We start from the raw sequence: 21,825 nt of genomic DNA on the forward strand, positions 1-21,825 counted from the left end.
TACTATGAAATCCATTAAAGTTGGTATAACTGGAGGTATTGGCTCTGGCAAAAGTTTTGTCGCAAAAATCTTTAAAACATTAGGTGTTCCTTTTTACGATGCCGATAAAGAGGCTAAGGATTTGATGGTACGTAGTGAACTCATCCGAAATGGTTTAATAGATGCTTTTGGTGCGGAGGTGTACTTCGAAGATGGGACATTAAATCGTAAATGGTTATCTTCTCAAGTATTTAACAACCCAGAGAAATTAAAACTTCTTAATAGTATTGTGCACCCTATCGTGATACAAGACGCTGTGGATTGGGCAAATGCGCAAACATTCTGTTACAGTTTGAAAGAAGCTGCTTTGTTATTTGAATCTGGTTCTTACAAAACATTAGATTATACGATCTTAGTAGTCGCGCCAGAAGAATTGCGAATTGAACGCGTTATAAAACGCGATGAGGTTTCACGTGAAGAAGTGCGCAATAGAATAAATAAACAAATGCCTGAGGAGGAGAAACGAAAATTAGCTGATTTTATTATCGTTAATGATGGTATTCAGCCATTAGTTCCTCAACTATATGAAATACATAAGAAGCTAATAAGTACATGCTAAAAACAGATATTTTAGAAGATTTTTTAATAGAAAATGAGTTTGGTTATTATTGTGCGTATGGGGATTTCTATATTGATCCAAAATATCCAGTTGCAAAAGCAGTAATTTCTCATGCACACGGCGATCATGCCGTACCAGGACATACCGCTATTTATGCTACCGTAAATACAATAGCCTTTATGCAACATCGCTTTACAAAGCAACCTTTGTCTTCTTATACGGAGAAGGGATACAAAGAAAGCTTTAAGATAGGAGAGGTCGAGATAAGTTTTATTCCGGCAGGACATATATTAGGCTCTGCACAGATATTGATGCAGTATAAAGGTGTGCGTTACCTCTATACGGGTGATTACAAATTACAAGAAGATATAACTTGTGAGCCTTTGGAATACATAAAAGCTGATGTATTAGTAACAGAAACAACTTTCGCAGATCCTACGGTCATACATCCCGATCCAATTGAAGAAATCAAGAAGCTTAATTCCACTTCGTTGAATATTATGCTTGGATGTTACGCCTTAGGAAAGGCGCAACGGATTACGAATTTGATTAACACTTATTGTCCGCAAAAAACTGTTTACGCACATCACAATATCGCGCCAATTCACCGTATTTATGAAGAAAAAGGTTTGGTGAAATTGACTTACGAAATTTATAACCGAAAGGCTTTAAAAGATGGACAAGATAAGATATATCTTGTGCCTCCGATGATGTTTAACAACTATTTCCGCGCAAAAAATGTGGTGCGCGTCTTTGCGTCAGGATGGAAGCGTTTGCAAAATTATAACGATATTACTTTGTTTATTTCGGATCATATCGATTGGAATGATCTGAACAATTTTATTACGGAAGTTCAACCAACTGAAATTTGGACCGTACATGGTGAAGGTGCTCACCTTAAACATCATTATGAGGGAAAAATAAAAGTTAGAAATATATTGAAATAGTTTTTTGGCTATTTCAATATATTTCTATTAAGAGTTGTCAGCTTTTTTGGTAAAATATTGACCTAATCTTTCTCTATTTTTAAGGATTATTTATCCTAAAATGCTCAAGAGTATATTTCCAATTTCAAAGTTTATTCCGAACGAAAATCCGCTGCCTGAATCACTTTCTGACTTGTTGAAATTAAATCCAAACGAATTAGCTAAGCCCCAAATTAGGCTAATAAAACCAAAAGAAACTACGAGTAAGTGAATAAAATCAGGCTTAGTAGTTTGGATTTTGTCGTCATAACCAGAAAGTAACCAATTCGCAAGCCAATCAGTTTTTACTAAGAAAATGTAAGCAAACAGGATTGGGATAATGAAAGTTGTGATTTGATTGCTGTTGGTTGTTGGTGGAGGAGCGTAAAAAGCCGAATTAAAAAATCCGAAAATTCCTGTTCCGATCAAGTATAGAAAATAGATTCCGAAAGATTTTATTATGATTTTAAGCAAGTTTGAAATTAACATAGATTAGAAGTATTAATTGGTTGGCGTACTAAAAGTAGTTATATCTCTGCACATATCCAATTGCCACAAAACATTTTGGCTACATATTGGTTATACAAGCGTATCACATTAATAAATACTTACCAATATGAATAAATTATTTAGAGCATTAATTGCAGGTTGGGGAGCCAAAAAAATGGGACTTGGTTGTTTCGGTACGATAATCGTATTTATCATTATCTACTATCTGTTGGGATATTTGGGATAATAGATATAAACAAGAAAAGCTTCTGAAATTTCAGAAGCTTTTCTTGTTTTTGTGGTGCCAGCTGGATTCGAACCAGCGACACAAGGATTTTCAGTCCTTTGCTCTACCAACTGAGCTATGGCACCTTAAGTTTTTGATTAGAAACTGTTACTTTCAGTTTTTGTGGTGGTGCCAGCTGGATTCGAACCAGCGACACAAGGATTTTCAGTCCTTTGCTCTACCAACTGAGCTATGGCACCTTTAAGTTTTTGATTAGAAACTGTTACTTTCAGTTTTTTGGTGGTGCCAGCTGGATTCGAACCAGCGACACAAGGATTTTCAGTCCTTTGCTCTACCAACTGAGCTATGGCACCTTTTTCAGCAACAATTTATCCTTTGTTGCGTTGCAAATGTAGCTTCTTTTTTTTAATTCTAAAACATTCCGCGCATTTATTTTTACTTAATTTCCCAATTCCTTGATTTTGATTGAGATAAAATTACATGAAATAAACACGGTAATAAATGATTTTAGGGTATCTTTGCACTTTAATAAATTGATATGAGTAAAAAGGGTAGAGTATTGGTCGCGATGAGTGGTGGAGTGGACAGTTCAGTTGCGGCTGTAATGTTGCACGAGCAGGGGTATGAGGTGATCGGTATTACGATGAAAACTTGGGATTATGCTAGCTCAGGTGGTTCATCAAAGGAAACTGGCTGTTGTAGTTTGGATAGTATCAATGATGCGCGTTCTTTGGCTGTCAGCTATGGTTTCCCGCACTTCATTCTAGATATACGTAATGAATTTGGCGATTATGTTATTGACAATTTTGTCGATGAATATATCGCTGGTCGTACACCAAATCCATGTGTATTGTGTAATACACATATTAAATGGGAGGCTTTGATTAAGCGTGCTGACAAATTGGATTGCGAATTTATCGCTACTGGTCACTACGCGAATATACGTCAACATGATAATGGTCGCTATGTGATTTCAAAAGGTTTGGATGAGCATAAAGATCAATCTTACGTTTTGTGGGGCGTTTCGCAAGAAAATTTGGCTAGAACCCAATTTCCTTTGGGGTCATTTCATAAGTCAGAAATCAAGCAAATGGCGTTGGATATGGGACAGCACGAGCTAGCAAATAAATCGGAAAGCTACGAGATTTGTTTTGTGCCAAATAACGATTACCGTGATTTCTTACGCAACAAAAGACCTACATTGGATCAAGAGATTGGACCAGGTAATTTTATCTTGTCTGATGGTACCGTTGTAGGGCAACATATCGGATACCCTTACTTCACTATTGGTCAACGTAAAGGCTTGGGGATTGCATTAGGTAAACCAATGTTTGTGATTGAGATCTTGCCAGAAAGTAATTCTGTAATGTTGGGTGAAGAACATGAATTAGAGAAAACACAAGCTTTCGTTCGTAATATCAATTTGGTGAAATATGCTTCAATTGATGAACCAATGGAAGCTATTACAAAAATCCGTTACAAAGACGCTGGTGCGCAATCTATTTTGACACAACAAGGTGATATTATGCAAGTGGATTTCCCACATGCAGTGAAAGGTATTGCTCCAGGTCAATCTGCAGTATTCTACGAAGGAAACGACCTTTTAGGTGGTGGATTTTTGATGAAATAAGAGAATTAGTTTTATTGTAAAAACACTAATATACATTTACAAAGAAAGCAAGCTTTTATAGCTTGCTTTCTTTTTTGATTATACGTTTTGGAGTTGGTTTATTTTGTTGTTTGAAATCGTATTGTCGCTCCAAATATTTGATAATTTCCGCTGCAATATCTTTGTTAGTTGCTTTTTCGATACCTTCTAAGCCTGGAGAAGAATTTACTTCCAAAATAAGTGGTCCACGAGCCGATTGTAGCATATCTACACCTGCCACAGTTAACCCCATTGCCTTTGCTGCAGCAACTGCGCTTTCGCGTTCTTTGCGCGTTAATTTGATAATTTCGGCAGTTCCTCCACGATGTAAGTTGGAACGAAATTCTCCCTCTTTAGCTGTACGTTTCATCGCACCGACTACTTTTCCGTCTACGACAAATGCACGAATATCAGAACCTTTAGATTCTTTGATATACTCTTGAATCAAAATATTATTCCCCAATCCATAAAAAGCTTCTATTACTGATGAAGCAGCTTTCTTCGTTTCGGCCAATACTACACCAATACCTTGAGTACCTTCTAATAATTTGATCACAAGTGGTGCGCCACCAACCATGTTGATTAGATCATCTACATCAGATGCCGTACGAGCAAACCCTGTAGTTGGTAAACCTAAACCAGCGCCCGAAAGAATTTGCATACAACGCAGCTTATCGCGAGAGCGCGTAATGGCTTGACTTGGGTTGGCAGAGATTACATCCATCACCTCAAACTGTCGTACAATCGCTGACCCATAAAAAGTTACAGAAGATCCTACTCTTGGTATAATAGCATCAATGTCATTAATGTCTTGACCTTTATAGTGAATGCTTGGTTTTCCTTGCTGAATTCCTACGTAGCATTTGCTGTGATCCATCACAATGCATTCATGCCCACGAGCGGTTGCTGCTTCTACAAGACGACGTGTCGAATAGATGTTTTTGTTTGTCGATAAGACTGCTATTTTCACAAAATGATTGTTAAAGTTTTTTATTAAAACAAGAAAACTACTGGATTGGTTTTTAATTAGCTAGATGGAGTTGGATGCCAAGTTTTTTTTGGATACATCCACAAGGAACTTTTTACTTATAAAATTACGTCCTAACAGCATAGGATAGGACATTGTTGAGCGATCACGCAATGACAATTTAATATCATATAACTGATCAAACATTCTGATTTTAGTCAGAAAAATATGTCTAGTTTCGGTTTGTCCGAAAGAGCTTTTTACCACTCTTTCGCGATGTACCGGAAATGTTATGGTGAGGATTTCATCGGTTTCCAGATGCGGTCGTATGTGACAAGTAATGAAATGTTTTTCATTCTTCTCTGTTACTTCGTAATCCTCACAATGTAAAACTGAAGTTTCAGCTCCTGTATCAATCTTTGCCTCAATATTGTACATTCCCAATTCGGGAAGGTCAATAATTTCAGCACGTCCTATGATGAGCTTCTCCTTCACTATATTATTCGTATATAAATGTACCGTAAGGCGATGAAACTGTAACTTGTTTTTTATCGCTAGCTTCTACGCGACCTACGATTTGTGCTGGAATTCCGAATGATTCTGAAATAGCAATAATGTCTTGTGCGATTTCTTCTGCTACATACAATTCCATGCGGTGTCCCATATTGAATACTTTATACATTTCTTGCCAGTCGGTATTCGATTCTTTTTGAATCAATTCAAAAAGTGGAGGAATAGGGAACACGTTATCTTTGATAACGTGAACCTTATCTACAAAGTGAAGCACCTTTGTTTGTGCGCCACCTGAACAGTGAACCATACCATCGATCTGTGAACGGTACTTATCAAAAATTTGTTTAATCACAGGCGCGTAAGTACGTGTAGGTGATAACACCAATTTACCCGCAGTAACTTCTTCGCCAGTTTCTGTTGTAATTTTATCTGTCAACGCTTTGCCACCAGCAAATACTAAATCGTAAGGAACTGCTGGGTCAAAACTTTCAGGATATTTTTCTGCTATATATTTGCTGAATACATCATGACGAGCCGAAGTCAAACCATTCGAACCCATACCGCCGTTGTATTCTTTTTCGTAAGTAGCTTTACCATATGAAGCCAAACCAACGATAACATTACCAGCCTTGATATTGTGATTAGAGATTACGTCTTCACGTTTCATACGACAAGTAACTGTACTGTCTACGATAATCGTACGTACCAGATCACCGACATCAGCCGTTTCACCACCAGTGGAGTAAATGCCAACGCCCATTTCACGCAATTCAGCTAATATTTCTTCGGTTCCATTAATGATCTCAGCGATAACTTCGCCCGGAATATTGTTTTTGTTACGACCTATTGTTGAAGATAAGATGATATTATCAATAGCTCCCACACACAATAAATCATCTAAATTCATGATGATGGCGTCTTGTGCTATACCTTTCCATACAGAGATATCACCCGTTTCTTTCCAATATACATATGCTAAAGAAGATTTCGTACCAGCGCCATCTGCGTGCATGATATTGCACCATTGCTCGTCGCCACCTAGTATATCAGGGATGATTTTACAAAAAGCCTGTGGGTATAAACCTTTGTCGATATTTTTTATAGCATTGTGTACATCCTCTTTCCCAGCGGATACACCTCTTTGGTTGTATTTTAAGTCTGACATCTTGCCACAAAGATAATCAAAGCTGTTTAGTATAACTAAATTTTTTACAAACTCTAATAAGGCGATTCGAAGGGTTTAGGTTTTGATAATTTCCCACTGTAAAAGCAATCTTTCGAGATTAAATTGTGCGTTGGCGGGGCTCGTACTTGGTATAGTAATATATTGTATATGTTCTAACTTGTCGAAATATTTTTCAAAGAGTTTTTGTGCTTTTTGACCGTTAAAAATTACGGTAGTAATACTGGGATGTTCAGCTAAAAGTTGGTCGATGGCATTTGGAATAACTTCTGTAATTGCTGTATCCATACTGCCAGGGCGAATAGCAGAAGCACACACATCCCAAAGTGCGATTTGTTGTTGATGAAGTAAGGCTATCTTTTCGGAATAATCAGTAGTAAATTCTCGCTCAAAATGTGAAAATAAAACCTTCCAAAATCTATTTTGTGGATGGGCGTAATATTGGTCTTTAGCAATCGATAAATCTCCGGGTAAAGAACCTAAGATTAAAATTCTTGGTTGAGAAGGGATAATAGGAGCAAAGGATTGTTTGAGCATTTCAATTATTTTAATAATTCTTTCCAAGCCTCACTTTCTGCAATTTTTTTCAACTCTTTGTTTCTTGTGAGGAGGAAATCTGTCATATATTGTTTTAGAAATAATCTGTTTACAAATTTTCCCAGTATTCCAAAAGGTGATTCAAATTCAAAAACATCTAACATCTTAGTTTGGTTCATCAAAGACTCAAATTTATGTACATGTTCCATTCTTGAAAATGCACCTTTCACCATTTTATCCTCAAAAAAGTATGGTCGTTCTAGTTTGGTGATTTGTACGGTAAGATTTTGATAAATACCGAGATGCTTAGCTCGCCAAGTGACGGTTTCTCCTTCATTAATAAGTCCTGAAGTTTTTCCTGCGATAGCTTTTTCATTGGTATTTAAAGCAGAAAGTTTGTGTAAATCAATGCTTCTCGCTAGATCAAAAACACGTTCAATAGGTGCATTAATTATGGTCTCTAGGTATATTCTTTCCATTCTTGTGGAAGTTTGAAACCTAAATATACTTAATTTTAACTTAACCCCTGCTTTTCTTCCATTTCAAATACAGAATCAATTTGCCATTTTAAGGGATTTTTTGAAGCAGCAACGGCTAATTTATCACAACGTTCGTTAAGTGGATGGCCAGCGTGACCTTTTACCCACACCAATTTCACATCGTGCAATTTGTAGGACTGCATAAGTCGTAACCACAAGTCTTTATTTTTCTTACCAGCGAAACCTTTTTGCATCCAACCATACACCCATTTTTTATCAATAGCATCGATAAAGTATTTTGAATCAGAATAGATTGTGACTTTTTGTTTTATATTTTTCAATGCTTCTAATCCTACAATTACCGCCATGAGTTCCATACGGTTATTGGTAGTTTTACGGTATCCTCCTGAAAATTCTTTTTCGATTAACTTACCTTGGAAATCAGGATTTGCCCCTGTATAGATTGTACGTAAAATCGTCCCATATCCCCCTGGACCTGGGTTTCCACTTGAGGCACCGTCTGTATATAATTCAATCATTGACGACAAAAATACAATTTTGCGAACGGAATAAGTGATGAAGTGGATAAAATCCGATATTGTTAGTATGGTATACCGAATTTTCTTTTTAGTGGTCTAAAAATCATAGAAGTAAAAACCACTATTAGTAACCCAATAATACAGCCCACAGCAACAGAACCAAATCTATAAATCGGTGCCTCTACCATGGATGATTCATGCGGCTGTACCATAATGATTAGTAAGGCAACCAAGGCTACACGAGCCATGTTCATTACATTAAATAAACGACAGATTACTATTGTAATGAATATACCAAAAAGTATAGAATAAACCGATGGTTCGAAAAACAATAACAATCCCATAGCTACTGCTGAACCAATGAAATTGGATTTGAATCGTTCAATGGAAAGTTTGCGTGTATCTTTCTCTTCGGGAGAGATAACTAAGATAATCGATAATAAAGTCCAGAAAAGCTCGAAATCGGGAAACTCAATATACAATTGATATCCAATCATAAAACCTATGCAACATCTGATTATGTAGATAAGTAATGGGGAGGAAACAATTCTTTTTAACAGTTTGTCAAACATTCAAGGTTTGGATTTGTACTGCAAAATTACGGATTGTATTATATTTAATACAATCTAATTTGAGTTTTAATTTCTTGATTTTAAAGTTTTGTAGTGAATTTATGTAGATTTGAAATACTAATATATCCTATCAATTCATCATGCGTATTAAATTGCTAATCCTATTGGGAACAATAATATTATCATCTTGTAATTTGTTAAATTCTAGTAAGAAAGTAGAAGTCAAAAAATTAGTTACTCTTACTTACAATATCCATCATGGTGCCCCAGAGAATTCGACGGAAGTAAATTTAAATAATATAGCTGCAGTAATACGAAAGAGTGGTGCTGAACTCGTCGCCCTGCAAGAAGTGGATGTAAATGTACCAAGATCAGGAAATGTCGATCAAGCTAAAGTATTGGCTAAACTGCTTGATATGCATTATTATTTTTCCAAATCTATTGATTATAGTGGGGGAGAGTATGGAGTTGCAATTCTGAGTAAATACCCGTTGACAAATACCCGTAATGAATTACTACCCATGCCAACTTCTGGTGAGCAACGCAGTGTGGCTATTGCAACGGTGAATTTGCCAAGCGATTTTTCTGTAGAATTTGCTTCGACGCATTTGGACTTAAATGTATCTAACAGAACGGCACAAGTTGAACGATTAACTACTATTAGCAAAAGTTTGAACAAACCTTTTTTGATTGGAGGAGACTATAATGCTATACCAACTTCGGTTGAAATACAAAAATTGCAAGAAGAATTCAATTTATCATGTGTGAGTTCTTGTCCATTATCGTTTCCAGTTGGAAATCCTAATAGGGCTATTGATTTTGTGGTTTTTAATAAATCAGCGGCTACTATTCTAAGTTTGGTTGCGTCATACGCTATGACAGGGGAATATGCCTCAGATCATTTACCCGTTGTAGCAGTATTTGACTATAATTAAAACGAAGAATCCCTTAACATCTAAAGTTAAGGGATTCTTCGTTTTATTCTTTGCTACTAATAGTTGCTTTTCCCTCTTTCCCGGGAGAACCAGAATAAATCTGACCTTGAGGTACTCCCCGAAGTCCAGGAGCAGAACGACTAATTTGGTCGTAAATATTCCTTAAGTCGGTGGATGGCGTCACGCGTAATCCACCAGGAGTCACATCAGTGTGAATATAACTCTTTCCTTTTTTGTCTGCGGATTGAGGTGCAATTCCCTTAGGATCATAAATTAAATTAATATTTCCAGCGTCACCATTTGGATCTGTTTTTGTGCCATTCATAGCGTCTTGTCCTCGTGCAACTATGTACAATGAACCGAGTTTTTGGAAATTAAAATCCAAATCAAAATTAGAAGCATTATTTTTACCAGCCATACCACTGATAAATGCTCTGTCTCCGATCTCTGCATGCCCCACAACGATTTTAACTTCTTTTTTGCCAAAAAATTGTAATGAGGAACGATCCTTCATCACCAAAGTATCAATAAATAATGTCGTCGATGAGTCTCTATCCCTATCAGAAAAAACTTTCTTTTCTTTTTTATCCAAAACTAATTTGGATATTCGTATTTCATTTGCTTGTGCGTTAACATTATTCCCCAAGAATAGGGTAAGTATAAATGTTAGTAATGCTGTCCATTTCATAAAAACTCCTTTTTTGCGTTAAGTCAAATATTCTACAATGAGTTTAGCTGTACGAGCAGAGGCTCCTGGATCACCTAATTTCGTCGCTAATACATCGTAATTTTCTAAGATACTGGCACGGTGCTCGGACTCCATCAAGATTTTACCAATTTCATCTTTGATGTCCGAAGTTGTGCATTCTTCCTGTATCAATTCAATAACAGACAGGTAATTATTGATAAGGTTTACTAAGGAAATGAAGTTAACTTTTATTAACTTTCGAGCTATCCATACAGAAATCGGGTTAGCTTTGTAGACCACTACCTGTGGTACACGTAATATTCCGGTTTCTAAGGTCGCTGTTCCACTAGTTACTACTGCTGCATCTGCATTCTTTAATAAATCATAAGTCTGATCAAATACAATAGGTATTCCTAAGTCTCCAATGTATTGTTGGTAATAGGATTTCTCAAAGTTGGGAGCTCCAGCAATTACTAATTGATGTTTGGGAAAAGAGAACGAAAGTTCAACCATTTCAGGTAATATCTCATCAATCTCCATCTTGCGACTACCCGGAAGCAGTGCAATAATGGGGGCGTCTGACATATTATTATCTTTTCGGAAATTAGGATTAAATTCATAAGCAGAAATAGCATCAAGCAACGGATTACCTACATAATCCACCTTCATTCCAAATCGCTTGTAGAAGTCTACTTCAAAAGGAAGAATACAGAACATGTGGTCGACCACTTTTTTGATTTTGTGCACGCGCCCTTGATTCCACGCCCAGATTTTTGGTGAGATATAGTAACATACTTTAATACCATGCTTCTTCGCGAATGAAGCAATTTTCATGTTGAATCCGGGGAAATCAATTAATATTACTGTATCAGGTTTATAATTCAGGATGTCTCCTTTTACAGCTTTGAGATTTTTTGAAATAGTTTTTAAATTTTTCAGAACCTCCACAAATCCCATAAAAGCCATTTGAGAAGTATGGATTAATGGTATTTGATCTGCCGCTTCTTGCATTTGATTACCACCAACAATTTTGAAATCAGCTTGTGGATCTTCTGTTTTTAAAGCTTTAATCAAATTTGCGCCATGCAAATCCCCCGATGTTTCTCCAGCTATAATGTAATATTTCATGTAATTTTCCTTTTGAATCCTTAAAGATAAGTATTCTTTTAGGATGGATGCAGATTTGAGCTGGATTCCATAAGTACTAAAGAGAAAAATTACATTAAATCAAAAAAGGTCATTATTTCGTTAATAATGACCTTTTTTAATGTGTTTTATCTCGATTAAATACCTAATTCGATTTGGAACATGCCACCCCAACCATTCTTCTTGTGGTTGTTGTCAAAGATTCCATCTTTCACGGTATATGTACCATTCAGTTGGAATTTTAAACGGTGTGCTTTCATATATTTTGTTAAACCTAACTCAAATACTTCAGTTTGATCTTCAAAAGTTGAAATTTGTTGATGCGGTTTCAAGTACGTGTAGCGAGCTGCTACTTCGTAACCTTTATTCAACAGGTAAGAAGTCTGTTGGTTTACACCCCAACCTTTGTATGCATATGTTTCTTCCGTCGGATCATCCTCCAATACATTTAATGGATTGTCCACATCACGGCGCATATATTCTACTTGATACGCAAATCCTTGGTATTTGAAAATTGCATCTGCAAAACCAGTTTTTAACGTGAATGGGTTCATCACGTATTTTCCCAATTGACCACCTTCGCGAATAGTACGGTCATTGTAGCTGTAACCACCACCGATAGATAATTTTGGCGTTTCTTCACGCTCAATATCACCTTCCGAATAATCTCCGCCATTTTCGAATTCACCTAACGGTAAAAACTCCACACGCCCTGTGTATGCTAAACCATCATCAGTAGAAAGAGCTGGTCTACCTTCACCTGTAGAAATCGCCGCTTTCGCGTTGAATGGCATATTGCCAATCTTATTACTTAAGTGAAATGTTAACCCAAAATCTCGGTCTATTGCAAAATTTCCATTTACCAACGAACGGTCAGTAAATTGCAATTGACCTGAAGAGTTTACACGCTGACGGTTTCCAGGAAGTTTATTTTGTCCAAATGAAATATAAAAATCATCCGAAAAATTGTAGAATATTACCGCATCACGCACAATATTTGCGATACCAGTATCATCAAAGTCTTGGTCTCCGCGTGTGAAAGCTAACTGTACGGAATAGGAAATTTTAGGTGTGTAAATATAACCATCCATACGCATACGCAGACGACGAATACGGGCGTCAAACTTGCCATTATCTTCACCATCCATTACATTGCTAAATCCTAAACGATTTTGCATACGAAAACGAAAGTTGGTGTAGAACAAGGAATCCGGGGAAGTGTATTGTATGCCTTTGAAATTTAAAATCGTAGCACGGTCATCTCTTTCTTGAGCTGATACTTGGGTTGTGCTTGAAATTGCTATAGCTGTAGCCGCAGCAAAGAAATAAGATAGCTTTTTAAAAGTTGTCATTTCCTCAGTTAAGTTTATTAGTATACTTATATGTTAACTAATATCTGTTGAATTAGTTTGCTAACATTAAATTAACACAAATATAGACTTACAATCGGGAAAAATTGAGGAATCGCGTTAATCTAACGGAATGATAATATTTACTTAATATTAATTTAACCTCGAATAGGTGTTCAACTAACGAATGGTAATACTTTAATTTACCTCTTTTTCGGCTTCTCGGGCATCGATTTGATGTTGTTTGTAGTTCTCAATAGCATTTTTACTTGCTTTTTGTGAAACATACAGAGCAACGATAGCAATCACTGTAACAACACTTACACCCCAAGCATATTTACGCTTATCTTGTTTTACTAACCAGTACATCACAAAAATATAAGGGATAGCGAATATAATGTAAAAGATAATACTTGGACCTACCATGATTCTATTGTTAAAAATTATATTGCAAAATTAGAGTATTTTAAAGGATAAACAAAATTTAGAATATTCTTGGGTAATTAGCGGAAGTTGATATTTTTTAATTAAAATTTTAGTTAAATGGAAATCAAGATATTTTAAACATTTCAACGATTTATACGTCTTATTATTAGTTTGATTATTATAGCATTTAAGCAATTGATTTTTTTGAAAAAAAACTACAATTCCATTGCATAAACAAAAAAATAATTTAATACTTTTGCGCAGTCAGATTTTAAGAAAGAAAACATTTTATACAATGTATAGTTCAAAAGCCTTTTTCACTGCTAATAAACAAGTTTTTAATAAACTTGTAGCTATGGCTTTTGCATTCTATAATAGGATGAATTGTCCAATTTTGCGATTTCGACGACCTATTCTGCCTCGAGCTTGATTTCGGAGGCAGAGCACATTAGCTTCAATCGAATTCGTGTAGCTCTACGAATTTTACAATCCTTAGTTATTCTTTATTTGCACGAGAGTGCGTTAATTATTAGGTCGACATCTTAAGATGACAATTTCAGATTTTTTAATTATTCCTGCGACAGCTGATCACGTGATTTATGCTGATGCAATTTGTAACGAAATGTTTGAGTCTGCAAAAGCTCGTGGAACGGGTATTGCTAGACGCAAGCCAGAGTATGTAGCGAAAAAAATGGAAGAGGGGAAGGCGGTCATTGCGTTGCATAAGGATGGACGTTGGGCAGGTTTTTGCTACATCGAAACGTGGTCGCATGGCGATTATGTGGCAAATTCAGGTCTTATTGTGAGTCCTGAGTTTCGTAAAGTAGGATTAGCAAAGGCAATTAAAAAGCGTGTTTTCGAACTTTCCCACGAAAAATATCCTAAAGCAAAGATTTTCGGATTGACAACGGGTCTTGCTGTGATGAAAATCAATTCCGAATTAGGGTACGAACCAGTTACTTATTCGGAGCTGACGCAAGATGAGGAATTCTGGGCAGGTTGTAAAAGTTGCATCAATTATGATATTTTGGTGAGTAAAGAACGCAAAAACTGTATGTGTACAGCCATGCTTTGGGATCCAGAGGAAAAAGCGAAAGAGTTGGAAGAAAGATTGAAGCGTAGAGCAGAAGCCAAAATACGTTTGGAAAGAATTTCGAAAAAACAATCTTTATTAAAACGTATCGAAGCAAAGTTGTGGCGCTCGACAAAGAAATTTGTGGCAACAGTGTTTCCTACACGTGCAGAAACAGCATAGTTTATTAATTCGTACATTTGTAAAGCTTTAGTGATAAAGCATTTTACCATAAAATATAGCATAAAAAGAATGAAAAAAGTAGTTTTAGCATTTAGTGGTGGTTTAGATACATCGTTTTGTTGTATTTATTTGACTAAAGATTTGGGCTTGGAAGTACACTCTGTAGTCGTAAATACAGGTGGATTTTCTGCTGAGGAATTAAAAAATATCGAAGCTCGTGCATATGAGTTAGGCGTGAAATCGCATACCACAATCGACGAGACTGAAAACTACTACCGCGAAACTATTAAATATTTGATTTTTGGTAATGTGTTGAAGAATGCAACTTACCCATTATCAGTTTCCGCAGAACGTGTGTGTCAAGCAACAGCTATCGCGAATTATGCAAAGAAAATCGGCGCAGAATCCGTAGCGCATGGCTCTACAGGTGCGGGTAATGACCAAGTTCGTTTTGATATGATCTTCAATACCTTGATTCCAGGTGTTGAAATCATTACGCCAATTCGTGATTTGAAATTATCGCGTGAGGCTGAAATTGAATATTTAGGTAAGCATGGTTTCCCATATAGCGCTGAAAAAGCTAAATACTCAATTAACAAAGGGCTTTGGGGTACTTCAGTAGGTGGTGCAGAGACTTTAACTTCAAACCAATACTTACCAGAATCAGCTTGGCCAACAGCTGCTACTTCTACAGAACCACAAACGGTTACAATAGATTTTGAAAAAGGTGAGCCTGTAGCATTGAATGGAGAGAAAATCGGCGCAGTAAAAGTTATCCAACAATTACAAGAATTAGCACAGCCTTATGGAATTGGTCGTGATATTCACGTTGGTGACACCATTATCGGTATCAAAGGTCGTGTAGGTTTTGAAGCTGCTGGTCCGATTATTTTGGTAAAAGCACACCATACGTTAGAGAAACATACGTTAACAAAATGGCAATTGGCGTGGAAAGATCAAATTTCTGCATTCTATGGAAACTGGATGCACGAAGGTCAGATGCACGATCCTGTAATGCGTGACATCGAAGCTTTCTTATCTTCAGCGCAAGAGACTGTTACAGGTCGCGTGATTGTGGAATTACACCCATACCGTTTCGTAATCGTAGGTATTGAGTCAGCGCACGATTTGATGAATAATAAATTTGGTAGCTACGGCGAGATGAACGAAGGTTACACTGGAGATGATGTAAAAGGATTCTCTAAAATCTTCGGAAACCAAACTATCATTTGGCATAAAGTAAACAGCAAAGGCTAATGATTGTCCTTGGTACATTAGATAATTTACATGATTTAGTGGGCCTATTTGATCAATATAGAATCTTTTATAAGAAAGATTCTGATCTTGAAGGAGCTGCAAATTTTTTATCTGATCGTATCCTGAACAAAGAGTCTGTTATTTATATCTATTACGATAAAAATATTGCGGTAGGGTTTACGCAACTCTACCCTAAATATTCTTCAGCACGAATGGTACGAAACTGGATTTTGAATGATCTATTCGTGCTGAAAGAATATAGAAAAACTGGGATAGCCACTCAGTTGATAAATAAAGCTATTGAATTTGCAAAATCCAATGATGCAAATTTTGTACAGTTAGAAACCCAAGTTGATAATCTTGTAGCGCAAGAGCTCTATCAACATCTAGGCTTTGAATTGCAGGGACCTGATGCAGAATTCCTGCTTTATAAAAAGTTTATATAAACCTTAACTTTCCAATATGAGCAAAATAAGAGTAGGAATAATCGGTTCGGCAGGATATACAGGCGGTGAATTATTACGTATTTTGATATTTCATCCCGAAGTAGAAATAGTGTTTGCAAACTCTGCTTCCAATGCTGGCAATAAATTATACGCTGTACACAACGATTTATTCGGTGATACAGAATTGGAATTTTCTTCGGATTTCCATTCGGATATTGATGTGTTGTTTTTGTGTGTCGGTCATGGAGATGCCCGCAAGTTTTTGGATGCTAATTCTATTGACAGTTCTGTTAAGATTATTGACTTGTCACAAGATTATAGATTGCGCGCAAATACAACTTATCAAGGTCAAGACTTTGTCTATGGTTTACCAGAATTGAATCGTGAAGCTATTAAAAATGCGCAATATATAGCAAATCCAGGCTGTTTTGCAACGAATATTCAATTGGCATTATTGCCTTTGGCGTCGAAAGGTCTTTTGCCTTCGCAAATTCATATCAATGCGACGACAGGTTCGACAGGTGCTGGTCAAAAACCAACAGCAACATCTCATTTCTCGTGGCGTAACAATAACTTGTCTGCTTACAAATCTTTCGAACATCAACATTTGCAAGAAGTATCAGAGTCTTTGGATCAATTGCAAGATGGTTTTTTACCAGAATCGGATAAATCATTATTAGAAAGAGCTTCGGAGAAAATCAACTTCGTGCCACAACGTGGAGATTTCACGCGTGGTATTTTCTCTGCTATTTATGTAGATTCGGATTTGACAGAAGATGAAGCTTATGACTTGTATAATTCATACTATGCTTCGCATCCTTTTACATCAGTTTCGAAAGCAAATATTGATTTGAAACAAGTTGTGAATACGAACAAATCTATTATCCATTTGGAAAAACATGGTAATAAGTTGTTGATTCTAAATGCTACGGACAATCTATTAAAAGGTGCATCTGGTCAGGCAGTTCAGAATATGAACTTAATGTTCGGCTTAGAAGAACGTACAGGACTTAATTTAAAATCCGTAGGATTTTAATCCATAAAAGATTTCTATTTTTGTAAAGCCATCAAGACCTGATGGCTTTACTTATTTCTATGGCATTTGATACATTCGATTTTTCAAAAGTAAATTTCAAGAACGAGATTTTGGCTGGGCTTACTGTTGCAATGACGATGATTCCAGAATCTTTGTCCTTCGCCATTTTAGCGGGATTGACTCCATTGATGGGATTATATGCTGCATTCTTAATGGGGATTGTAACTGCTATTTTGGGCGGAAGACCTGGCTTGGTTTCTGGCGGAGCAGGAGCCACTATTGTTGTTTTGATGGCTTTGATTGTGTCGCATGGTGTAGAATATCTGTTTGCTGCAATTATATTAGGTGGTTTTTTTCAGATTTTAGTCGGTGCATTTAAGTTAGGAAAATTTGTACGATTGATTCCACAACCTGTAATGTATGGATTTTTGAACGGTTTGGCGATCATTATTTTTATGGCACAAGTTGAGCAATTTAAAGTGATGGAGGATGGAGTGTCGTCTTGGATGTCAGGGGCAACTTTGTATGTGATGGGCGGATTAACGCTGCTAACAGTTTTAATCGTATTGGGGTTTCCAAAACTTACTAAAGCTGTTCCAGCTTCTTTAGTAGCAATTATTATAACAGCAGCTCTTGTTTTTTTCTTTGGAATTGATACAAAAAAAGTTGTTGATATTGCTTCGGTTAGTGGATCACTACCTTCGTTTCATATACCTATGGTGCCATTTAATTTGGAGACATTAGAAGTTGTTTTTCCCTATGCCTTAATCATGGCTGGTGTTGGACTGGTAGAGTCATTGTTAACTCTAAGCATGGTCGATGAAATAACGAATACGAAAGGAAATTCAAATCGTGAGGCTATGGCACAAGGCACAGCAAATATTGTTAATGGATTTTTCGGTGGGATGGGAGGTTGCGCGATGGTGGCACAGACATTGGTGAATCTGGATGCAGGTGCACGCACGCGTATAGCTGCAGTGGTAGGAGCGATGGGGATTTTGATTGTGATACTTGCGGGTGGACCTGTCATTGAGCAGATTCCGATGGCTGCTTTGGTAGGTGTAATGATGATGGTTTCCATTGGTACATTTCAATGGGCATCCTTTAAAGTGCTCAAGAAAATGCCAAAATCGGATGTTATTGTGGGAATTTTGGTCGCAGCAATAACGGTGTTAAGACACAATTTAGCAGAAGCAGTTTTAGTAGGTGTAATAATTTCTGCTCTCGTATTTGCTTGGGATAATGCAAAGCGCATACGTGCACGCAAAAGTATCGACGAATTTGGAAATAAAATATACGAAATTTACGGTCCATTATTCTTCGGATCGACCAGCAATTTTATAGAAAAATTTGACATCGAAGAAGATCCAAGTGTCGTAATTGTAGACTTGAAAGAATCTCGAGTCGTCGATATGTCAGCTATTGAAATCTTGAATAAACTTACTGATAAATACGCAAAAGTCAATAAGAAAGTAGTCCTACGGCATTTGAGTAAAGACAGTATTCGTCTTTTGGAGAATGCCAAAGGAATAATTGAGGTGAATATAGAAGAAGATCCGACCTATAAAGTAATGCCGTAGAGAATTTAAATTAAAAGATAAAAATTTAAAAACATTTCTCAGTTTTTAAATTTTGTTTCACTACTTACTACTTAGATTAATATACTTTCGGGGCTTCTAATAAATCTGTTACGTATCCAAGGATTTCAATTTCGCTATCACCATCTTCCAACATAGAAAATGTAAGGTAAGCGGCATAAATTTCAGCGCTAAAGACAATATGTTTATCACTTATGATTTCATCAACGACATGTTCGTATACATGTATTCCTATGTGCGTAAGTTCATTATGAAGATTTGTGGAGATCGTATTGTGACTTTCTCCCGATGCAAATCCTACAATAATATGAAGTATTAGTTTATCGTAAATTTTTGAATCTTCGAAATGCTGTAAATACTCTTCGTAATTAAAACGCTGCTTAGCACTATTGACAATTTTGTCCCAGATTAGGAATTCTGTTTTTGTTTGCATAGTATAAACGTGTTTATAAGTGGTTAGATAAATATAGGTAAAAGATTTTAAATTTTTAAAAATATTTCTATTTAATTTGTTGTAAATCAATATTCAATAGTGGAGCATAATTCAATTCGCGCGTTTATATTTTGTATTTTAGAAGCATAATTAATAGTTTATGGAAATCAATTTACAAGGAAAAAAAGCTTTAGTGGGCGGTAGTACATCTGGCATTGGTAAGGCTATAGCACAGCAGTTAGCCGCATGTGGAGCTAGTGTAACGTTAGTGGCAAGGAATGAAGATAAGCTAAAATCTGTATTGGCAACTTTAGATATAACCAAAAATCAATCTCATCAGTATATTGTAACAGATTATTTGGATTTTGAGGTTTACAAGAAATCTATCACAACCTATTTTTCTAAAAACTCAATAGATATATTGGTGAATAACACGCAGGGACCGAATCCAGGAACAGTTCTTGAAAAAACGGATTTCGACTATTTGCAAGCTTTCAACTTATTGTTTCAAAATGCAGTGTTTACGACTAATCTCGCTTTGCAAAAAATGCAAGAGAATGGTTTTGGACGAATAGTTAATATATCTTCAATGACCGTGAAAGAACCTCAGGATAATTTGGTGTTATCTAATACTATGCGTACGGCTTTGGTATCATGGTTCAAATCTTTATCTAATGCTGTTGCAAAAGATAATATTACGGTTAATTCCGTTATGACAGGTTATTTTGAAACAGAACGATTGACTAGCCTGATGGAAAACCAAGCTAAGAATGAAGCTGTGAGCTTTGAAGAAATTCGAACAAAACGTATTCAATCTGTTCCAGTGCAAAGATTAGGAGATCCAAAAGAATATGGTTTTTTAGTTGCATTTCTTGCATCAGAATATGCTTCTTACCTTACAGGGGCATCTATACCATTGGATGGTGGAATTGCGAAGACAATATTTTAAAAACATTAAAAAGGCTTCCAAATTTTGGAAGCCTTATGTTGTATATTAATTTCTATAACCTGGGTTTTGCTGAGAAAATATTTCCCCATTCGCATTAACTTCTGCTAAAGGAATTGGTAATATAGTTTTGTGAAATGTTCTATCAATACTAGCGGCTCTATGGATTGTAGATACAGAAGCCAATGCATCATCGAAATTAATAGTTTTGTTCCAACGCATCATATCAAAGAAACGATGACCTTCACCAATAAGTTCTTTAGATCTTTCTGCATCAATTAAATCTATATTAATTGATGCATTACTTGCTGGGGTTAGATTAGGTGATCGCTTACGAATTTGATTCAAATAATTAACAGCTTTTGTAAGATCAGGTGATGCTTTTCGTAAAGCAGCTTCCGATGCGATTAAGTAAACTTCGGATAGGCGAATAACTTTAATATTTACTGCAGTAGAATTACCTTTGCCATCTCCATCTAATCCTACACTACCGCTATATTTATAAATAGCACCGTGTCTAGGGTTTGCTGTTGTAGATAATTCATCGGTAGTCATTATTCCTTTTCTTACGTCTTGGGCGTCTTCATTTAATCTAGCTAAAAAAGATGTACTAGAAGTAAAATATCCAGCCGCAATTGTGTTGTTTGGATTCCCTCTTCTACGTGTATATGCGCCTAATGAGCTATTTCCTAAATCACCTTCATTTGGATAGATTGCTAGTTCGAAAACGGATTCAGAGCCAAATTGTTTAGACCATGAGCTAACCCATGTATCATTTGTATACAATTTATATTGACTAAAAGCAATTACTTCCTCAGCTGCAGCTAGCGCATTTTCAAAATCCTCCATATATAGATACACACGAGCTTGAATGGCTTTATTTCCAAAATAATTTAAAAACCCATTTGTATTGGCTAATGTTGAAGCATTTGTTGGCTTTGTGATTAGGGGTTCAGCATCTTTTAAATCTTTTAATATTTGGGTATAAACTTCATTTACAGAGCTTCTTGTTAATTTAGCGTCTGATGAAAGCGGAGTCAATGTAATAGGAACCCCAAATGAGTTTTTATCCATATTGAATGGTTTCCCGTAAAGCCTAACTAAATCAAAATAAATTAATGCTCTAGCAGTTAATGCTTGACCAATTACAGTATCAAAATTTTCGCTGGAACCTGCTGCCTTTAGATTTTCAATTTGAACTAAAAGATCATTTATATGTGCAATACAGTTGTATCCTTGAGACCAAATGGATGAATAATTATTGGATGTTTCACTGTGATTAAATACATATAAATAATCATATCCTCTTCCTTGGGATGTTATAGTGTAATCACCTCCTTTGGTGTCAGCATAAAGCATAAAATTTCGACCATAATAGTTGCCACTGGCCATTTTGCTCATCAATCCTCTAATAATCACATTTGCGTCAGCCACAGTTGTGATAGTTTGTGTTGATGCATCAGCAGAGTTTGTTGGTTTTACGTCTAAGAAGTCACTACATGAACTAAAAGTTAATGCAACGAATAAACAAGACGTTAATATTTTATTTTTCATAATCTTTCAATGCTAAATA

24 protein-coding genes and 3 tRNA genes are annotated in these 21,825 nt (G+C 36.1%); 10 read left to right on the forward strand and 17 right to left on the reverse strand.

Features of this window, described 5'->3' with window-relative positions; genetic code table 11:
* Positions 1 to 4 precede the first annotated feature (4 nt).
* Both coaE and GOQ16_RS11610 read left to right on the forward strand, forming a co-directional pair.
* Positions 5 to 598 (forward strand): dephospho-CoA kinase, encoded by a 594-nt coding sequence (gene coaE, locus GOQ16_RS11605; RefSeq protein ID WP_160069436.1) that lies wholly within the window; start codon positions 5 to 7, stop codon positions 596 to 598.
* Positions 592 to 1,545 (forward strand): MBL fold metallo-hydrolase RNA specificity domain-containing protein, encoded by a 954-nt coding sequence (locus GOQ16_RS11610; protein WP_160069437.1) that lies wholly within the window; start codon positions 592 to 594, stop codon positions 1,543 to 1,545. The genes coaE and GOQ16_RS11610 overlap by 7 nt, the downstream gene beginning before the upstream one ends.
* A 90-nt stretch (positions 1,546 to 1,635) precedes the next feature.
* On the opposite strand, the gene GOQ16_RS11615 is transcribed toward GOQ16_RS11610, so the two are convergent.
* From GOQ16_RS11615 to GOQ16_RS11630, 4 genes are all read right to left on the reverse strand, one after another.
* Complete coding sequence (locus tag GOQ16_RS11615; protein WP_160069438.1) at positions 1,636 to 2,052, reverse strand: hypothetical protein; 417 nt, start codon at positions 2,050 to 2,052, stop codon at positions 1,636 to 1,638.
* Positions 2,053 to 2,351: 299 nt separating this feature from the next.
* Positions 2,352 to 2,424, reverse strand: a tRNA-Phe gene (locus GOQ16_RS11620).
* 38 nt (positions 2,425 to 2,462) lie between these two features.
* Positions 2,463 to 2,538 (reverse strand) — tRNA-Phe (locus GOQ16_RS11625).
* 38 nt (positions 2,539 to 2,576) lie between these two features.
* Positions 2,577 to 2,652 (reverse strand) — tRNA-Phe (locus GOQ16_RS11630).
* A gap of 185 nt (positions 2,653 to 2,837) precedes the next feature.
* On the opposite strand from GOQ16_RS11630, the gene mnmA reads away from it, so the two are divergent.
* On the forward strand, positions 2,838 to 3,929 hold the full coding sequence (gene mnmA, locus GOQ16_RS11635) for a tRNA 2-thiouridine(34) synthase MnmA (RefSeq protein ID WP_149914335.1): 1,092 nt from the start codon (positions 2,838 to 2,840) through the stop codon (positions 3,927 to 3,929).
* 55 nt (positions 3,930 to 3,984) lie between these two features.
* On the opposite strand, the gene rimK is transcribed toward mnmA, so the two are convergent.
* The 7 genes from rimK to GOQ16_RS11670 form a co-directional block, all read right to left on the reverse strand.
* Entirely contained in the window at positions 3,985 to 4,917 is a 933-nt protein-coding gene (gene rimK, locus GOQ16_RS11640; protein ID WP_149914336.1) for a 30S ribosomal protein S6--L-glutamate ligase, read from the reverse strand.
* Positions 4,918 to 4,977: 60 nt separating this feature from the next.
* Entirely contained in the window at positions 4,978 to 5,409 is a 432-nt protein-coding gene (locus GOQ16_RS11645) for an ATP-dependent zinc protease family protein (RefSeq protein ID WP_240141024.1), read from the reverse strand.
* Between the two features lie 4 nt (positions 5,410 to 5,413).
* On the reverse strand, positions 5,414 to 6,592 hold the full coding sequence (locus tag GOQ16_RS11650; RefSeq protein ID WP_160069439.1) for an AIR synthase related protein: 1,179 nt from the start codon (positions 6,590 to 6,592) through the stop codon (positions 5,414 to 5,416).
* 75 nt (positions 6,593 to 6,667) lie between these two features.
* Positions 6,668 to 7,174, reverse strand: a complete 507-nt coding sequence (locus GOQ16_RS11655; RefSeq protein ID WP_240141025.1) for a DNA-deoxyinosine glycosylase — start codon at positions 7,172 to 7,174, stop codon at positions 6,668 to 6,670.
* Positions 7,153 to 7,626 (reverse strand): SRPBCC family protein, encoded by a 474-nt coding sequence (locus GOQ16_RS11660; RefSeq protein ID WP_160069440.1) that lies wholly within the window; start codon positions 7,624 to 7,626, stop codon positions 7,153 to 7,155. The genes GOQ16_RS11655 and GOQ16_RS11660 overlap by 22 nt, the downstream gene beginning before the upstream one ends.
* 35 nt (positions 7,627 to 7,661) lie before the next feature.
* Positions 7,662 to 8,165, reverse strand: a complete 504-nt coding sequence (locus GOQ16_RS11665) for a ribonuclease H family protein (protein WP_160069441.1) — start codon at positions 8,163 to 8,165, stop codon at positions 7,662 to 7,664.
* Positions 8,166 to 8,227: 62 nt separating this feature from the next.
* On the reverse strand, positions 8,228 to 8,662 hold the full coding sequence (locus GOQ16_RS11670) for an FUSC family protein (protein WP_204987468.1): 435 nt from the start codon (positions 8,660 to 8,662) through the stop codon (positions 8,228 to 8,230).
* A gap of 215 nt (positions 8,663 to 8,877) precedes the next feature.
* On the opposite strand from GOQ16_RS11670, the gene GOQ16_RS11675 reads away from it, so the two are divergent.
* On the forward strand, positions 8,878 to 9,672 hold the full coding sequence (locus tag GOQ16_RS11675) for an endonuclease/exonuclease/phosphatase family protein (protein WP_160069443.1): 795 nt from the start codon (positions 8,878 to 8,880) through the stop codon (positions 9,670 to 9,672).
* Positions 9,673 to 9,715: 43 nt separating this feature from the next.
* Here GOQ16_RS11675 and GOQ16_RS11680 read toward each other — a convergent pair whose 3' ends face one another.
* The 4 genes from GOQ16_RS11680 to GOQ16_RS11695 form a co-directional block, all read right to left on the reverse strand.
* A complete protein-coding gene (locus tag GOQ16_RS11680; protein ID WP_160069444.1) occupies positions 9,716 to 10,360 on the reverse strand; it encodes a hypothetical protein in 645 nt (214 codons plus the stop codon).
* Positions 10,361 to 10,378: 18 nt separating this feature from the next.
* Entirely contained in the window at positions 10,379 to 11,488 is a 1,110-nt protein-coding gene (lpxB, locus tag GOQ16_RS11685; protein ID WP_160069445.1) for a lipid-A-disaccharide synthase, read from the reverse strand.
* Positions 11,489 to 11,643: 155 nt separating this feature from the next.
* Positions 11,644 to 12,858 (reverse strand): porin, encoded by a 1,215-nt coding sequence (locus GOQ16_RS11690; protein WP_160069446.1) that lies wholly within the window; start codon positions 12,856 to 12,858, stop codon positions 11,644 to 11,646.
* A gap of 195 nt (positions 12,859 to 13,053) precedes the next feature.
* Positions 13,054 to 13,281 (reverse strand): hypothetical protein, encoded by a 228-nt coding sequence (locus tag GOQ16_RS11695; protein ID WP_149914345.1) that lies wholly within the window; start codon positions 13,279 to 13,281, stop codon positions 13,054 to 13,056.
* Positions 13,282 to 13,828: 547 nt separating this feature from the next.
* Between GOQ16_RS11695 and GOQ16_RS11700 the strand changes: the two genes are divergently transcribed.
* The 5 genes from GOQ16_RS11700 to GOQ16_RS11720 all read left to right on the forward strand — a co-directional run bounded on the left by GOQ16_RS11700 (position 13,829) and on the right by GOQ16_RS11720 (position 18,855).
* Positions 13,829 to 14,536, forward strand: a complete 708-nt coding sequence (locus tag GOQ16_RS11700) for a GNAT family N-acetyltransferase (protein ID WP_160069447.1) — start codon at positions 13,829 to 13,831, stop codon at positions 14,534 to 14,536.
* Between the two features lie 69 nt (positions 14,537 to 14,605).
* Entirely contained in the window at positions 14,606 to 15,793 is a 1,188-nt protein-coding gene (argG, locus tag GOQ16_RS11705; protein WP_160069448.1) for an argininosuccinate synthase, read from the forward strand.
* The gene (locus tag GOQ16_RS11710; RefSeq protein WP_160069449.1) at positions 15,793 to 16,239 is read left to right on the forward strand and encodes a GNAT family N-acetyltransferase; all 447 of its coding nucleotides are present in this window, start codon (positions 15,793 to 15,795) and stop codon (positions 16,237 to 16,239) included. Before argG ends, GOQ16_RS11710 begins: the two co-directional genes overlap by 1 nt.
* Positions 16,240 to 16,255: 16 nt before the next feature.
* Positions 16,256 to 17,275: an N-acetyl-gamma-glutamyl-phosphate reductase gene (argC, locus tag GOQ16_RS11715; protein WP_160069450.1), complete on the forward strand. Its 1,020-nt coding sequence runs from the start codon at positions 16,256 to 16,258 to the stop codon at positions 17,273 to 17,275.
* Positions 17,276 to 17,316: 41 nt separating this feature from the next.
* Positions 17,317 to 18,855 (forward strand): SulP family inorganic anion transporter, encoded by a 1,539-nt coding sequence (locus GOQ16_RS11720; protein ID WP_240141026.1) that lies wholly within the window; start codon positions 17,317 to 17,319, stop codon positions 18,853 to 18,855.
* A gap of 76 nt (positions 18,856 to 18,931) precedes the next feature.
* Here the strand turns inward: GOQ16_RS11720 and GOQ16_RS11725 are convergent, their stop codons facing one another.
* On the reverse strand, positions 18,932 to 19,306 hold the full coding sequence (locus tag GOQ16_RS11725; RefSeq protein ID WP_160069451.1) for a hypothetical protein: 375 nt from the start codon (positions 19,304 to 19,306) through the stop codon (positions 18,932 to 18,934).
* Between the two features lie 160 nt (positions 19,307 to 19,466).
* Between GOQ16_RS11725 and GOQ16_RS11730 the strand changes: the two genes are divergently transcribed.
* Positions 19,467 to 20,255 carry an SDR family oxidoreductase gene (locus tag GOQ16_RS11730; RefSeq protein ID WP_160069452.1) on the forward strand — a complete coding sequence of 263 codons (789 nt, stop codon included), beginning with the start codon at positions 19,467 to 19,469 and terminating at the stop codon, positions 20,253 to 20,255.
* A 45-nt stretch (positions 20,256 to 20,300) separates the two neighbouring features.
* Here the strand turns inward: GOQ16_RS11730 and GOQ16_RS11735 are convergent, their stop codons facing one another.
* Entirely contained in the window at positions 20,301 to 21,806 is a 1,506-nt protein-coding gene (locus tag GOQ16_RS11735) for a RagB/SusD family nutrient uptake outer membrane protein (RefSeq protein ID WP_160069453.1), read from the reverse strand.
* Between the last annotated feature and the right edge of the window lie 19 nt (positions 21,807 to 21,825).

It is taken from the genome of Sphingobacterium bovisgrunnientis, from assembly GCF_009829085.1.
Classification (GTDB): Bacteria; Bacteroidota; Bacteroidia; order Sphingobacteriales; family Sphingobacteriaceae; genus Sphingobacterium; species Sphingobacterium bovisgrunnientis.

What these genes read in the sequence shown, in the direction of transcription:
- coaE (WP_160069436.1), top strand. Translation starts at nt 5, where the DNA reads ATGAAATCCATTAAAGTTGGTATAACTGGAGGTATTGGCTCTGGCAAA.
- GOQ16_RS11610 (WP_160069437.1), top strand. Translation starts at nt 592, where the DNA reads ATGCTAAAAACAGATATTTTAGAAGATTTTTTAATAGAAAATGAGTTT.
- GOQ16_RS11615 (WP_160069438.1), bottom strand. Translation starts at nt 2,052, where the DNA reads ATGTTAATTTCAAACTTGCTTAAAATCATAATAAAATCTTTCGGAATC.
- mnmA (WP_149914335.1), top strand. Translation starts at nt 2,838, where the DNA reads ATGAGTAAAAAGGGTAGAGTATTGGTCGCGATGAGTGGTGGAGTGGAC.
- GOQ16_RS11650 (WP_160069439.1), bottom strand. Translation starts at nt 6,592, where the DNA reads ATGTCAGACTTAAAATACAACCAAAGAGGTGTATCCGCTGGGAAAGAG.
- GOQ16_RS11660 (WP_160069440.1), bottom strand. Translation starts at nt 7,626, where the DNA reads ATGGAAAGAATATACCTAGAGACCATAATTAATGCACCTATTGAACGT.
- GOQ16_RS11665 (WP_160069441.1), bottom strand. Translation starts at nt 8,165, where the DNA reads ATGATTGAATTATATACAGACGGTGCCTCAAGTGGAAACCCAGGTCCA.
- GOQ16_RS11670 (WP_204987468.1), bottom strand. Translation starts at nt 8,662, where the DNA reads ATGATTGGATATCAATTGTATATTGAGTTTCCCGATTTCGAGCTTTTC.
- GOQ16_RS11675 (WP_160069443.1), top strand. Translation starts at nt 8,878, where the DNA reads ATGCGTATTAAATTGCTAATCCTATTGGGAACAATAATATTATCATCT.
- GOQ16_RS11680 (WP_160069444.1), bottom strand. Translation starts at nt 10,360, where the DNA reads ATGAAATGGACAGCATTACTAACATTTATACTTACCCTATTCTTGGGG.
- lpxB (WP_160069445.1), bottom strand. Translation starts at nt 11,488, where the DNA reads ATGAAATATTACATTATAGCTGGAGAAACATCGGGGGATTTGCATGGC.
- GOQ16_RS11690 (WP_160069446.1), bottom strand. Translation starts at nt 12,858, where the DNA reads ATGACAACTTTTAAAAAGCTATCTTATTTCTTTGCTGCGGCTACAGCT.
- GOQ16_RS11695 (WP_149914345.1), bottom strand. Translation starts at nt 13,281, where the DNA reads ATGGTAGGTCCAAGTATTATCTTTTACATTATATTCGCTATCCCTTAT.
- GOQ16_RS11700 (WP_160069447.1), top strand. Translation starts at nt 13,829, where the DNA reads ATGACAATTTCAGATTTTTTAATTATTCCTGCGACAGCTGATCACGTG.
- argG (WP_160069448.1), top strand. Translation starts at nt 14,606, where the DNA reads ATGAAAAAAGTAGTTTTAGCATTTAGTGGTGGTTTAGATACATCGTTT.
- GOQ16_RS11710 (WP_160069449.1), top strand. Translation starts at nt 15,793, where the DNA reads ATGATTGTCCTTGGTACATTAGATAATTTACATGATTTAGTGGGCCTA.
- argC (WP_160069450.1), top strand. Translation starts at nt 16,256, where the DNA reads ATGAGCAAAATAAGAGTAGGAATAATCGGTTCGGCAGGATATACAGGC.
- GOQ16_RS11720 (WP_240141026.1), top strand. Translation starts at nt 17,317, where the DNA reads ATGGCTTTACTTATTTCTATGGCATTTGATACATTCGATTTTTCAAAA.
- GOQ16_RS11725 (WP_160069451.1), bottom strand. Translation starts at nt 19,306, where the DNA reads ATGCAAACAAAAACAGAATTCCTAATCTGGGACAAAATTGTCAATAGT.
- GOQ16_RS11730 (WP_160069452.1), top strand. Translation starts at nt 19,467, where the DNA reads ATGGAAATCAATTTACAAGGAAAAAAAGCTTTAGTGGGCGGTAGTACA.
- GOQ16_RS11735 (WP_160069453.1), bottom strand. Translation starts at nt 21,806, where the DNA reads ATGAAAAATAAAATATTAACGTCTTGTTTATTCGTTGCATTAACTTTT.